Consider the following 13,975-nt stretch of genomic DNA (forward strand, 5'->3'; position numbering starts at 1 on the left):
TACCGAATTATTTGAAAAGGTACTATTAACTTTATGAGGTGAATGATATGGAATTAGTGGAAATAAGACAAGAGTTAGATAAAATGGCTAAACTATTAGCTGGCTTTAGGGGGTCTCTTTGACTTAGATGAAAAGAGATCACGTATCGCTGAATTGGATGAGGTAATGACTGACCCAAGTTTTTGGAATGACCAACAAGCGGCTCAAACAGTTATTAATGAGGTGAATGAGCTTAAGGATTTAGTCAATACCTTTGATCAGCACCAAGAAAGCTTAGAAAACCTTGAGGTATCTCACGAGTTAGTAAAAGAAGAGGAAGATCCTGATTTACGTGCAGAATTAGAAACTGAGGTAAATGAATTAACCGAGGCATTAAATAAATTTGAATTATTTATGCTCCTAAGTGAACCATACGACAAAAATAACGCAATTTTAGAGTTGCATCCTGGTGCTGGTGGTACAGAGTCACAGGATTGGGCAAGCATGCTGTTACGTATGTACACTCGTTGGGCTGAATCGAAAAATTTCAAGGTTCAAACAATGGATTACCTGCCAGGTGATGAGGCTGGGCTTAAGAGTGTAACTTTAATGATTAAAGGTCACAATGCATATGGATTTTTAAAAGCAGAAAAAGGTGTTCACCGGTTAGTAAGAATTTCTCCGTTTGATTCGTCTGGCCGTAGACACACTTCATTTGTATCCTGCGAGGTTATGCCGGAGATGGATGGCGATATTGATATCGAAGTAAGAACCGAGGATTTAAAGATTGATACGTATCGTTCTAGTGGTGCTGGTGGACAGCACGTCAACACTACAGATTCAGCTGTCAGGATTACACATGTTCCTACTAACACTGTTGTTACTTGTCAGTCCGAGCGTTCCCAAATAAAAAACCGTGAAAGTGCAATGAAAATGTTAAAAGGGAAACTATACCAGTTAGAAATAGAAAAGCAGCAACAAGAATTAAACGAAATACGAGGAGAACAAAAGGAAATTGGCTGGGGAAGTCAAATTCGCTCTTATGTTTTTCATCCTTATTCAATGGTAAAAGACCATCGAACCAACCACGAAGTTGGCAACACCCAAGGCGTGATGGACGGTGACTTAGACCCATTCATCGATGCCTACTTAAGATCACAAATGGATTAAAACGATAAGAAGTGGCACCCTCATTATGAGGGTGCCACTTTCCATAGGGACGGTTCTTTTGCGTCCTTTGTCTTTATCGCATCATCCATGCATTACAGTAAAGCGCTAAACGTTGTTGTGGCAATATTTACACCTATATTTTGACGTGTTATACTCCATAAGGTTGACTATCGGATATCGATCGTAGAGTCGTTAATTAATAAGGTTGTATTCTAGTTATTTTTAACACGAAAAATCTAGAATTTTCACCACACAAAGAAAATCGGTTTATATTTTCGAGGAGTCTTCTTTTATTTTGTGTTTGATAACTACAATAAATCAATCAAAAGCTAATTATTTATAAGATGGTGAATGGAGCGTAGGGTAGTCGACTCCTGCGGGAAAAGCAAATGTTTTCGATGGGACGAGTAATCGCAGTCCCAACAGTTGAAAATCCCACAGGACTTGAATTAACTTCCTGAATTAGCACCACACGCAGAAAAAGTGTATTTCTTTTTCAAGGAAGCGTTTTTCTTCCGAGGAAGTTGAAGCGTTGCCCACGGAAAGCGACTACCCGGAGCAACAGCAACAACTAAATTGATGTAAGAGCCATTAATAAATCCAAACTTATTAGATAATCACGTGAAAATGAGGTGCAGATTTATGATTGCGAAATATAGACGGGAACCAATGCCTTTTGCTCTTATAACTATAATTGAATATACACTTGTCTTGATTGGTGCATTTTTCGTGGCGATGGCATTTAATGTATTTTTACTTCCCCATGAAATTGCTTCTGGAGGAGTGGCTGGGATTAGTACGATTACTAAATCAGTCTTTGGATGGGAGCCTTCAATCGTTCAGTGGGCATTAAACTTACCTTTGTTTATAGCCGGAGTAGTTTTCCTTGGCAAAAACTTCGGAGCTAAATCACTCGTAGGTACTGTAGTATTGCCTTTTTTCGTTTATTTAACACGGGATTGGCCTGCTGCAACTCCAGACCCTTTGTTAGGAGCCATTTTTGGTGGGATTTGTGTTGGTCTAGGTATTGGGATTGTATTTAGAGGCAGAGCATCGACGGGTGGTATCGACTTAGCTGCTCAAATATTCCACAAGTATTTTCCATTACCATTAGGTGTTTGTGTCGCTCTGTTTGACGGAATGATTGTTTTAACAGCAACCTTTGTTTTTTCAATTGAACAGGGATTGTATGCTTTGATTGGATTGTTCATTACTAGCAGGACAATCGACTTTGTCCAGGTGGGATTGAATACGTCCAAGAATGTAATGATTATTACAGATAAAATTGATGAGGTTCGTCAAGTATTGTTAATGGATATTGACCGTGGTGTTACTGTTTTAAATGCCACGGGTGGATACACGGACGAGGAAAGGCGCATTATAATGTGTGTTGTCGCCCAAAACGAATTTAGTAAGGTCACCCAAATAGTTCGACGGATAGATCCTCATGCTTTCGTTGTCGCGATGAATGCTACCGAGGTTCTAGGAGAAGGATTTAAGACCTCTTAAAGACAATATTACTTGAATAGGATCCTTTGAAGGAAATGGTCACTCTTTATTCCTCCCTTTCTAGGTGATTCTGAATTATAATCAAGTAAGTTCATGCATTTATTTGATAGGGGATGGTAGCAATAATGAGGATGAGTATAATTATGTTATTTTTTGGTGCTGTATTAGCACTTAGTGGTTGTGGTTCTAGTTCTAGTGAAGAATCAAAGGATCCTGCTGAGGTAGCTTTCAGACAGAACTGCGCATCTTGTCATGGCGGAGATCTTAGTGGTGGGGCAGGTCCTTCATTAGAATCTATCGGTTCAAAGTATTCGAAGGAAGAGATTTTGGATATAATTCACAACGGTATCGGTGCAATGACTGCTGGGAAGGCACGCGGAGAAGATGCAGAGCTAATAGCGACTTGGCTAGCTGCTAAAAAATAATAAAGTGAAATGTGCCTGGAAATGGGACTTACCATTTACCAGGCTTTTTTATGTTCTCAAAATTCATCTATTAAAAAGTACTTCAACATGTTTACAACGCTATTTGAAACTAGTAACGTGGAAGTGGTTACCAGTAGTGGCTTAGGAATACTATAATCTATTAAAAACTTACAATTTTTAATAAAATGATAAAATACATCCAATAATTGTAATATAAATGCAATATATTAAACGAATATCCAAAAAATTACAAGGATTGAAATACAAATGTAATAATTTTATGTCTAAAATAATAGAAAATAGATGTTATAATAATTAGGACCTGTTATTTCGACAGAACATGCAGGTTACTACTTAAGTAAAGTTCAGACTGCTTTGAGAAACCACATACTAATGATAAAAGGTGATAGATATATGATAGAAATGCAGAGCGTTTATAAGACTTACCCAAATGGTGTAACAGCTTTAAATGGTATTGATGTCACCATTGAACAAGGTGAATTTGTCTATGTTGTTGGACCGAGTGGTGCAGGGAAATCTACTTTTATAAAATTAATATTTAGAGAAGAAAAGCCTTCTAAAGGAAGCATTATCATTAATAATAAGGACGTTCCTAAAATGAAATGGAAGGATGTCCCTTACCTACGTAGAGATATTGGTGTAGTTTATCAGGATTTCAAACTATTACCTAAAATGACAATCTATGAAAATGTTGCTTTTGCATTAGAAGTTATCGAAGAAACTCCTAAAAATATACGTAAACGAGTAATGGAAGTCTTAGACTTAGTTGGACTTAAAAACAAAGCCCGCTTTATCCCCGATGAACTATCAGGTGGAGAACAACAACGTGTAGCTATTGCTAGAGCCATTGTTAACCATCCGAAGCTACTAATAGCGGACGAGCCTACTGGTAACCTTGACCCAGACACATCTTGGGAAATCATGAAGATTTTAGAAGAAGTTAACGCAAGTGGTACCACCGTAATCATGGCGACACACAGCAAAGAGATAGTAAATACAGTTAAAAAACGTGTTATAGCAATCGAGGGCGGATTAATCGCTCGCGATGAACATCGAGGTGAATACGGCTATGAAATTTAGAACTTTAAAAAGGCACTTTAATGAAGGTGCGAAAAATATATGGCGTAATGGTTGGATGACTGTCGCTTCAGTTGGTGCAGTTACCACGACTCTAGTATTAGTGGGTGCGTTCCTGGCATTAATGTTTAACTTAAATCAAATAGCTACTAACATAGAAAAAGATGTTGAGATTAAAGCATTAGTAGATTTGACTGCAGATGATGCTGAAATTGAAGTAATAGAGAGTGAGATTAATAAAATCTCAGAAATTTCTTCAGTAACTTTTTCTTCAAAGGAAGTAGAGCTAGCTAACTTGATAGAAAGTATGGGAGAAGAAGGGAATTCTTGGGAGTTATTTGAACAGGACAACCCTCTAAATGATGCATACATTATCAAAACGACCGATCCACTAGATACATTAGCTGTAGCTGAACAATTAGAAGGAATAGCTAATATTCAAGAAGTTAACTACGGAAAAGATGTTGTTCAAAATCTGTTTCGTTTTAATGAACTTGCTAGAAACATAGGTTTGGGTCTAATTATTGGCCTGATATTTACCGCGATCTTCCTAATTTCAAATACGATCAAGATTACGATCTTGGCTAGAAAAAGAGAAATTGGAATTATGAAGCTTGTCGGTGCAACGAACGGATTCATTCGTTGGCCATTCTTTGTTGAAGGTTTATTACTTGGGGTGTTAGGAAGTATTATTCCAATTGTTGTGATAGTTTCTGGTTATCTCTATCTAATCAACAATGTAAGTGCCTTGACTCAATTTACTTTTATTGAATTGTTACCTTTTAATCCATTTGCATGGCAATTATCATTGATTATCCTGTCAATTGGAGCAACAATCGGTGTCTGGGGTAGCGTGATGAGTGTTCGCAAATTCTTGAAGGTATAACCAAGGTAAAATCACCGGATAACTAGATTTCACAGAGAGAGGGGAAAAATATCGATGAAAAAGTTGTTATCTTTTTTTGTTATCATGATAGTAACTATCACAGCTATCATCCCAACTTCACAGCAGGTAAGTGCTGCGAGTATATCAGGACTAAAACAACAACTCCAGGAACTTAATCAAGAGAATAGTAATTTAAAAGAAGAACAGAGTGATATAAGCAGTGCAGCACAGGAAGCTGAGAATAAACTTGCGGAAAATCAATCTGAGCAACACAACGTGTTATCTCAGATTACTCAAATTGATGCAGAACTAGCTGAGACTCAATCTAAATTAACAATAAAAGAGAATGAGATAACAGCAACAAATACAGAAATTGATCTAACTGAATTAGAAATTGAGCAGACGACGACAGAGATTGAGCTATTAAAAGGAGAAATCACTGTACTATTAGAGCGTATCGCAGAAAGAGAAGAATTATTAAAAAACCGGTTACGCGCATTACAACAAAAGGGTGGAGATATCAGCTACCTAGAGGTTCTGATGGGAGCCCAAAACTTTGGCGATTTCATCAACAGAGCGTCTGCAGTGACGAAAATCATGGACCAGGATAAAGGGATCATGGAAACTCACAAAGCGGAAAAAGAAGATCTTGATAATAAGCAGACAGAATTAGAGGTTAAACAAGCAAATCTTGAAGATAAGAAAGTTAAACTTGATGAAAAGAGAACAGAACTAGTAAGCCAAAAACAAGAATTGGACTCATTACAAGCAACACTTAATGGTCAAATGACAGAAAAAGAAAACCTAATGGCTGAATTAGAAGAAGAGGAACATGCACTTGAAGAACATAAGATGTCATTAGAAGAAGAACGGCGTGTATTAAGTAACCAGGCAGCTATTATAGAAAGAGCAAAGAAAGAAGCTCAGCAAGAAATAGCTAGGTTAGAGCAATTAGCAAAAGAAAAAGAGAAGGCATCTGCTGCTAACGGTGATGCGCCATCTGGTGAAACATCTACAACTCAGCCATCACCAGGTCTTTCTGCTGGTGGTAGTGGAATATTCAGCTGGCCAGCTTCTGGAAGATTGAGCTCAGGCTTTGGTGGGAGAAGCTTAGGCTATCACTATGGAATAGACATCGCTAATGGCGCGGGTACAAAAATAGCTGCCGCAGCTTCTGGATATGTAACGCGAGCAGATCGATCTCCGAGTTACGGAAATGTTGTATATGTGTATCATCCGCAGTATAATAAAACTACGGTCTACGCACATATGATAAGCTTGTCTGTATCCTTAGGACAGTCAGTATCCGAAGGACAAAAACTTGGTGGAATGGGTAATACTGGTCACTCCTTTGGAAATCATTTACACTTTGAAGTACATAATGGTGGCTGGAGCTACCGTGGTGGACTTAACCCAATGGGATACTTGAAATAATAAAGCAGTTATGAATAGATTAAATATGGCATAAACTATAGTAAGAAGGCATCGCACAAATTCGGTGTGATGCCTTTTTGTGGACTAGTATAGTACGACAACAGTAGAATTCATTAAAATAGAGGTGATAGTCGTGAACATAAAAAAGAGTTACATAGTAGGGATCTTAATAGCAGCGTTGCTATTAGGTGGAGTTGGGTCCTATGCAGGAGTTCAGCTAGCCCAAATAGGAGGCTCATCGACTGATACTGTTGCTGACAATGAATCAGATGAAGGAAACAGGTTCGTCGACTTAAGCCCCGATGAACAACAGGAAATATTCGATGGTGTGGAAGGCATGGATGAGATGTCTAAAGTTCTGAAAGCAATGAATCTCATTCAAGATAATTACTTGGAGGAAATTGATAAAGACAAACTTATTGAGGGTGCTGTACAGGGAATGCTGAGCACGTTAGAGGACCCTTACAGTGTTTACATGGATAAAGAGACTGTGGAAGAATTCAATCATCAGATTGAGTCCTCATTCGAGGGGATTGGTGCAGAAGTTAGTATGGTGAATGGTAGAGTAACTATTATCGCACCGATCAAAGACTCACCGGCAGAAGAAGCTGGATTGAAACCAAATGATCAAATACTTAAGGTTGATGATGAGAGTGTAGAGGGCCTGGATTTATATGAAGCAGTTTCTAAGATTCGAGGAGAGCAGGGAACAACTGTCACGTTAGAAATAATGCGTCAGGGAGTTTCAGATTTACTTACAGTGGAATTGGTTCGTGATGATATTCCACTTGAGACAGTTTATTCAGAAACTAAACAAGTTGACGGCAACAATGTAGGTGTTATTGAAATTACTTCATTCTCTGAAAACACAGCCGAGCGCTTCCATGAAGAATTAACAAACTTAGAAAATGACGGCATTGATGGCCTAGTTATTGATGTCCGTGGAAACCCTGGTGGACTATTACCTTCAGTGGAAGAAATATTAAAAAACTTCATCACAAAGGATCAGCCCTATGTTCAAATAGAGGATAGAAATGGTGAGAAATCACGTTACTTTTCTGAGTTAGAAGAAATGAAGGATTATCCAATTAGTGTTCTGATCGATGAAGGAAGTGCTTCAGCTTCTGAGATTTTGGCTGTAGCAATGAAAGAAGCAGGGAATTACGAAATTATAGGTTCGACAAGTTTTGGTAAAGGTACGGTGCAACAAACTATTCCAATGGGGGATGGCAGTACGATAAAGCTTACACTCTTTAAATGGTTATCACCAAATGGTAACTGGATTCACGAGGATGGGATTGAGCCAACGATAGAGGTCAAGCAACCAGAATATTTCTATACTAACCCTATTCAAGTAGAGGAAACTTTAACGTATAATCAAAGCAGTGAAAAGGTTGAGAATGCACAGATTATGCTGAACGGTCTCGGCTTTGATCCAGGTAGACAAGATGGATTCTTTAGTCAACAAACCGTTGAGGCAGTGGAAAATTATCAACAAGCAAATGACCTTTCTGTTACTGGTGAGATTGATGAACAGACAGCAGAGCGGTTACAGGCTAGTATCATTGACCAAATAAGAAGTGGCGAAGACGATAATCAACTAGAAAAAGCGTTACAAGTACTTTTCCAATAGGTAGGTAAATAATCCGCGAGGAAGCTCGCGGGTTATTTATTTTCTTTAGTGCAAATTTCTACGATTGATTTCAACTGATTAAGCAGGAAAAACCCCCTAATATATCGAATCTGTTGTACATATGGTAAGTGTTGTGATGTAGTTGGAAGGAGTTCACAAAATGGAGGATTGGTTAATAGAAAGTGCAAAAGGCATAGGCAAAATGTTCCTTAATCCTTTACTATATTGGTTTGTTATTGTATTAATACTTGCCTCTATGAAAAGAATTAAGAAAGAGCGTCAGAATTTTGGTACAAAAATATTCGATATGTTTGCGGAGAATAAACGTACATGGCCGGTATCGTTAGTAAGTGGTGTTTTACTTTCATTATTTGCAATTGGTTTAGGAATTGTTTTTAATTATGCAGTTATTCTTTTATTAATTAGTATTATGTTTTTATTTTCTATTGCTACAAAGTTCACATGGCTATCTGCAGCGTACACGTTTGGTTTCACTTTTTTACTTTTATTGCTTATTCCAGTTTTACCTAATGATGTGGTTCCTGCAGACTTGGTAACAGAGTTTGGACAAGTAGATTTAGTAAGTTTTACTATATTATTAGGGATTTTTATTATTATTGAAGCAGTAATGATGATGCGGGTTAAAAGAAATGAAACTTTTCCAGAGCTTATTAAGGGTAATCGAGGAAAATGGGTCGGTCAACACCGTATTAAAAAAATTGCAATTATTCCTTTTTTCACTTTAGTTCCTAGTGGTTTAATCTTACCTTTTATTGAATGGTGGCCTATTTTCTCTATTGGTGGGAAAAGCTACGGGTTGCTTGTTTTACCTTTAATGGTAGGATTTGAACATGTTGTTAAAGGTATTTCCCCAATTAAGGGTGTTAGAGAATTAGGTCAGTATATTTTGATTTTAGGATTATTAACTGTTGGTTTTGCAATATCTGGCCTTTACTTAGCTATTATGTCGATTGTGGCTGTTTCAATAGCGATTATAGGAAGAGAGTTTATCTCATACCGATTTAAGTATAAGGACCAACAGTTGCGTCCTTTTTTCAGACCCGATCAGACGGGTCTAGTCATACTTGGAGTTATTCCAGGAACACCTGCTGAGCGACTTGGGTTATTAGTAGGCGAAAAAATAATAAAAGTAAATGGCGAACGTGTCTTTAGTGAACAGGAATTTTACGAGGCATTACAACTAAGTAGTTCGTTTTGTAAATTAGATATACGTGATGATCGTGGAGAAATCCGGTTTGTTCAACGTGCTATGTATCAAGGAGAGCATTATGAACTTGGTATTGTTTTTGCGAAAAATAAGTTTCGTAGACGAAAAAAAGAACGATTAGCATAAAAAGCTATCCTACAAAATGGGGAGCGGTCTCAGGCTGCTCCTTCCACTTTCTATCAGCAATCCTCATCTACTCACAAAACATTCAAGCATGCCTTCGAAAGTATTACGGTTTATAATTAATAAAATCGGGAATTTATGTAATAAAATCGATGTTTTTTAGATAAATTGTGAAAGGAGATTCTCCTCCATGGAACGGGTAGCTATCATCTACAATCCTGCGTCAGGTAAAAGGAAGTTAAGCAAATTTATTCATACAATTACATCAACATTACGTAATCAATTTCAGGATGTAAGACTGTATCAAACGGAAAAAGAGGGCGATGCAACTTGCATTGTCAATCAAGTAGGAAGCAGTGTGGATTATGTTATCGCCGCTGGTGGAGATGGGACGGTCAATGAAATTGTAAACGCCATTTGTTTATTAGATCATAGGCCAACATTAGCTATTATACCAGGTGGGACCAGTAATGACTTTTCTAGAGCGATAGGTATGTCTCAGAACCCTCTAAAAGCAACTGATCAATTACTTGAAAAACAACTTAGAGATGTTGATGTCGGAAAAGCAGATGATAGTTATTTCTTGAACTTTTGGGGGATTGGTCTAGTGACAGAAGTAGCACAAAACGTCGATTCCGATGCCAAAGAAAACTTTGGTCAGCTCGCATACTATATTCGAACTGCTCAAACGATGGGACAGGCTAAGCCGTTTCATGTTCAACTTGATGCTGGGTCTGTTCGTATTGATGAGGAAGTAGTTATGATGATTGTTGGAAATGGTATGTTTACTGGAGGGGTTAATGTGTTTTTCCCAAAGGCGGACATACAGGATGGGATGTTAGACGTAATATTAATAAAGGAAACGTCTGTCCAGGTATTTTGGTCAATGCTTCAGTCTAAGTTAGTTCAGGAGCCTTCGATTGAGGAAGAGTAATTTCTTTTCAAACAGACAAGCTTCATGTCGCTGCCACGCCGGAACAACAAGTAGATTGTGATGGAGAGCACCGAGATGTAACGCCGGCTGAAATAGTTGTGTTACCAAAACATATTCAAATGATTGTTGGAAATATGAATAATGAAAATAAATAAGCCGGCCCTAGTTATTGTGGGCCGGCATTGATTATTTGAGGGATATTAGTTTTTCATTTCTAGTAGCTCGCGTATTTCTTTTTCAGATAGTTTAGAAAGCATCGTCTCTCCAGGTTGAATAATTTGATCAACTAGTTCTCGTTTCTTTTGTTGCATTTCAAATATTTTTTCTTCAATTGTCCCCTCAGTGATTAGTCGTATGACTTGAACGACTTTCTTTTGTCCAATTCGATGTGCCCTGCCTGCCGCTTGTTCTTCTACCGCTGGATTCCACCATAGATCATATAATATTACCGTATCTGCTCCAGTTAAATTTAACCCAGTTCCTCCAGCTTTTAATGATATTAGAAACACTGATTTTTCACCTTCATTAAAACGCTCTGACATTTCCATTCGTTGTTCAGAAGGTGTAGAACCGTCTAAATAAAAAGTATCTACCTGTTCCTTTTGGAGTGTCTGGTTAATAATTGTTAGCATGCTAGAAAATTGAGAAAAGACTAAGGCTCGCTTTCCGCTAGCTTGTAAGTCATGAACTAATTCCTTAAGCTGTTCCAGTTTGCCTGATTTACCTGTGTAGTTATCTAAAAATAACAGCGGGTGGCAGCAGATTTGTCGTAATCTTGTCAAACCAGCTAAAATTTCGAGTTTCCCTTTTTCGAAACCTTTTTCATTAATAGTTTCGGTAATTTGTTGCTGCATTTTTTCTATATAGGCAAGATAGACCTCTTTCTGATCTTTCGTAAGATCAGAGTATTGAACAGACTCTATTTTATCGGGCAATTCGTGTAAAACATCCTTTTTTATCCGTCTCATAATAAAAGGACGGGTTATCTTAGCGATATACTCATGCTCAAATGCGAGAAATGATTTCTTATTCCCAAATAATCCGGGTGATATCGTATGGAATAAAGACCATAATTCATCCAACGAATTTTCAATTGGTGTTCCACTTAGAGCAAACCGTTTACTTGTGTTTAGGGCACGAGCAGCCTTAGCTGTAAGTGTTAAATGATTCTTAATTGCCTGTGCTTCATCTAATATGAGCACATCAAAATGTGTATTCTCATAGAGTTCGATATCTTTTCTTAAGAGTGGATAAGAAGTAATATAGACATCCGCCTGACTGTTGGCAATAATTGTCTTTCGTTGTTCCTTGTTTCCAATAATAATTTCTATCTTGATACTAGGGGCGAATTTTTCAAATTCCTTCTTCCAGTTGTAAAGAAGAGACGCAGGTACAACAATAAGACTACTAAACGTTTCTGGTTTCTCCTCCTTTTCTGACACCAAATAACAGATGGTTTGAATTGTTTTTCCAAGCCCCATATCATCAGCTAATATTCCACCTAGATGGTAATGGGACAACGTTTTAAACCATTGAAATCCTGTAAGCTGATAATCTCTTAATTCTGCCTGAATCGATTCAGGTAACGTAAAATTGAGCTTATTCGGATTTTTCAATTCAGTGAGTAGATTTTGAAATGCATCACTATATTGAAAATAAGTCGCACTTAACACCTCTTCGACTTGGAAGCTTCGCGCTGCTGGAACTTGTAACTGTCCTTGCTCCAACTGCTTTTTGCTTAATTGCAGCTGATCAGACAACTGACGAAAGGATTCAAAATCCTCTCCTTCTAAAGCAAGAAGTGGCCCGTTAGGAATCCGGTAATACTGTTGTTTCTCAACCATTGCCTGCAAAACGTGCTGTACATCTTTTTTTGAGATTCCACCAATGTCAAAATGAATATCAAGCATACCACGTTTATTATCTAAATCTACTGTGGAAGTAAGCGTGGGTTGCTCTTGTGTAATCATTGACTCGACGGTTTCGGAAAGAAACACAATCGATTTTTCTTTTAGCTCAGCCATCCCTTTATTAATAAACGAATAGATGGAGTCATTTTTAAATAATTGAAATTGCTTATTTATATATACAAATCCAAAGGCCTCAACGTCCCTCAGTATTTCCATTTCTTTTGCTATTTCTCGACGAACTACAACGTTAGTAGGCTGTTCATCCAGATATGGATAAATAATCGTATCACCATAATGAAATTCCACTTTTGCTAATAGCGTTCCCTTATTTTCATCCAGATAGATTATCGTTTGGAGTGGATCCACTTTTATCGTTGATTGAGTACTTTTTGAATAGTTTACCTTGCCTATTTTTTCTAGCTTAGGGATAACATTCGTGATAAATGATTCGATATTTTCATTGGTAATCGGATGGGCCTGGCCAGTCCGATAAGGTAACAAACCATAAAGCTGTTCCATTACTGATTGTTGTTCTCGTCTAAGTTGAAAGAATTGTCCTTGTCTGAACAGGTAACCATAGCTCTCTAAATAGGCATAGTTGGAAAGGTCAGAAACATCGATATTAAATGTTTGCTCATTGTCCTTATCCAAATCAAATGTTAAGGTATCTATTTTATCTGAGATAGAAATACCGGGTATTGTTTCCCCGCTGTAGGACTTGTAAAAATTCTTTTGAGTACTAATTGACTCCAACAAACGATCAGCAAAACCAGGGGGAATGATGATTGTACGTTTATCATGTAGAGGATTAGAAAAAGAGTTTTCAAATAAAGACTCATTTTCATGAGCTAATATCAAATTTGTTATTATTTTTTGATCTTCTTCATCAAACTGATGAATATCCGGTTCATACAAAAATGATTGAGTAATTTTATAGGGTTTCTCCTTCTTTATATGAACTAGAAATTCGCGAATGTTTTTAATTACATAGGTTTTGTTCGTTCCTATCTTTAGTTCGATTTCCAAAAAGGACTTAGAATTATGTGGATTAATTCTGCTACCAATTATATATTCTATATTTAAGGTTCTTTTTTGACGTGATTGACTTTGTTGGTCTTTTGAAAATGCATCAATGATTCGTGTGGAGAATGAATCATTTGGAATAGTTGGCGGAGTTGAATAAGTTGTTTCACTAGTGCTTTTCTTTTCACCTAATTGACTCCAAGAATCTTGCCCAATTGCTAATAGAACAGCAGCGATATGCTTACAGGTGAAATGGGTTGCATATGCTGGGCAATCGCAGCTTCCTTCTAATTCATCTCCTTCAAAAAAGAAGACGCGAACACTATAGGTTTCTGTACCACGAACTTGGCCACGCCATGAATTAATTGATGGGTTATAAGTAAGGCCATGGACCCGGCCTTTTTTAAAATAATCATATCCTCTTCTATAAAAACGTTCGCCTGTTATACGAACGATGTCCTGTTTATCTAAAAAGAAGGTTCTCAACGTTTATCCCATCCTCTGTTGATTAAAATAACATCTTTCCATTATAACAAAAAAATGCTTATAGCGGCGTTCAAGTGTAGATGTTGTGTTTCTATTTTTTACAGGTTGTTTTCAAAAGATTGCTGTATGATTCACAA

10 protein-coding genes are annotated in these 13,975 nt (G+C 37.4%); 9 read left to right on the forward strand and 1 reads right to left on the reverse strand.

What is annotated here, in order from left to right; all coding sequences use genetic code 11:
* Positions 1 to 47 precede the first annotated feature (47 nt).
* The 9 genes from prfB (at position 48) to GH741_RS04810 (ending at position 10,419) form a co-directional block, all read left to right on the forward strand.
* A protein-coding gene (prfB, locus tag GH741_RS04770; RefSeq protein ID WP_153735642.1) for a peptide chain release factor 2 occupies positions 48 to 1,149 on the forward strand; the annotation gives its coding sequence in 2 pieces (ribosomal slippage) (positions 48 to 119 and positions 121 to 1,149; 1,101 coding nt in all).
* A gap of 642 nt (positions 1,150 to 1,791) precedes the next feature.
* Positions 1,792 to 2,658 carry a YitT family protein gene (locus GH741_RS04775; protein ID WP_153735643.1) on the forward strand — a complete coding sequence of 289 codons (867 nt, stop codon included), beginning with the start codon at positions 1,792 to 1,794 and terminating at the stop codon, positions 2,656 to 2,658.
* A 125-nt stretch (positions 2,659 to 2,783) separates the two neighbouring features.
* Positions 2,784 to 3,083 carry a c-type cytochrome gene (locus GH741_RS04780; protein ID WP_153735644.1) on the forward strand — a complete coding sequence of 100 codons (300 nt, stop codon included), beginning with the start codon at positions 2,784 to 2,786 and terminating at the stop codon, positions 3,081 to 3,083.
* A gap of 414 nt (positions 3,084 to 3,497) precedes the next feature.
* Entirely contained in the window at positions 3,498 to 4,184 is a 687-nt protein-coding gene (gene ftsE / locus GH741_RS04785; protein WP_153735645.1) for a cell division ATP-binding protein FtsE, read from the forward strand.
* Positions 4,174 to 5,067, forward strand: a complete 894-nt coding sequence (gene ftsX, locus GH741_RS04790) for a permease-like cell division protein FtsX (RefSeq protein ID WP_153735646.1) — start codon at positions 4,174 to 4,176, stop codon at positions 5,065 to 5,067. Before ftsE ends, ftsX begins: the two co-directional genes overlap by 11 nt.
* 54 nt (positions 5,068 to 5,121) lie before the next feature.
* A complete protein-coding gene (locus tag GH741_RS04795) occupies positions 5,122 to 6,501 on the forward strand; it encodes a murein hydrolase activator EnvC family protein (RefSeq protein WP_153735647.1) in 1,380 nt (459 codons plus the stop codon).
* Between the two features lie 133 nt (positions 6,502 to 6,634).
* On the forward strand, positions 6,635 to 8,134 hold the full coding sequence (locus tag GH741_RS04800; protein WP_338079244.1) for a S41 family peptidase: 1,500 nt from the start codon (positions 6,635 to 6,637) through the stop codon (positions 8,132 to 8,134).
* Positions 8,135 to 8,294: 160 nt separating this feature from the next.
* Positions 8,295 to 9,488 carry a PDZ domain-containing protein gene (locus GH741_RS04805; RefSeq protein WP_153735648.1) on the forward strand — a complete coding sequence of 398 codons (1,194 nt, stop codon included), beginning with the start codon at positions 8,295 to 8,297 and terminating at the stop codon, positions 9,486 to 9,488.
* A gap of 187 nt (positions 9,489 to 9,675) precedes the next feature.
* On the forward strand, positions 9,676 to 10,419 hold the full coding sequence (locus GH741_RS04810) for a diacylglycerol/lipid kinase family protein (RefSeq protein ID WP_153735649.1): 744 nt from the start codon (positions 9,676 to 9,678) through the stop codon (positions 10,417 to 10,419).
* A gap of 200 nt (positions 10,420 to 10,619) precedes the next feature.
* On the opposite strand, the gene GH741_RS04815 is transcribed toward GH741_RS04810, so the two are convergent.
* Positions 10,620 to 13,838: a DEAD/DEAH box helicase gene (locus GH741_RS04815; protein WP_153735650.1), complete on the reverse strand. Its 3,219-nt coding sequence runs from the start codon at positions 13,836 to 13,838 to the stop codon at positions 10,620 to 10,622.
* Positions 13,839 to 13,975: the final 137 nt, after the last annotated feature.

It is taken from the genome of Aquibacillus halophilus (genome assembly GCF_009649745.1).
Classification (GTDB): Bacteria; Bacillota; Bacilli; order Bacillales; family Amphibacillaceae; genus Aquibacillus; species Aquibacillus halophilus.

Excerpts from the sequence above, each read along its gene's own strand:
- GH741_RS04810 (WP_153735649.1), top strand. The coding sequence starts at position 9,676 with ATGGAACGGGTAGCTATCATCTACAATCCTGCGTCAGGTAAAAGGAAG.
- GH741_RS04795 (WP_153735647.1), top strand. The coding sequence starts at position 5,122 with ATGAAAAAGTTGTTATCTTTTTTTGTTATCATGATAGTAACTATCACA.
- ftsX (WP_153735646.1), top strand. The coding sequence starts at position 4,174 with ATGAAATTTAGAACTTTAAAAAGGCACTTTAATGAAGGTGCGAAAAAT.
- ftsE (WP_153735645.1), top strand. The coding sequence starts at position 3,498 with ATGATAGAAATGCAGAGCGTTTATAAGACTTACCCAAATGGTGTAACA.
- GH741_RS04775 (WP_153735643.1), top strand. The coding sequence starts at position 1,792 with ATGATTGCGAAATATAGACGGGAACCAATGCCTTTTGCTCTTATAACT.
- GH741_RS04805 (WP_153735648.1), top strand. The coding sequence starts at position 8,295 with ATGGAGGATTGGTTAATAGAAAGTGCAAAAGGCATAGGCAAAATGTTC.
- GH741_RS04780 (WP_153735644.1), top strand. The coding sequence starts at position 2,784 with ATGAGGATGAGTATAATTATGTTATTTTTTGGTGCTGTATTAGCACTT.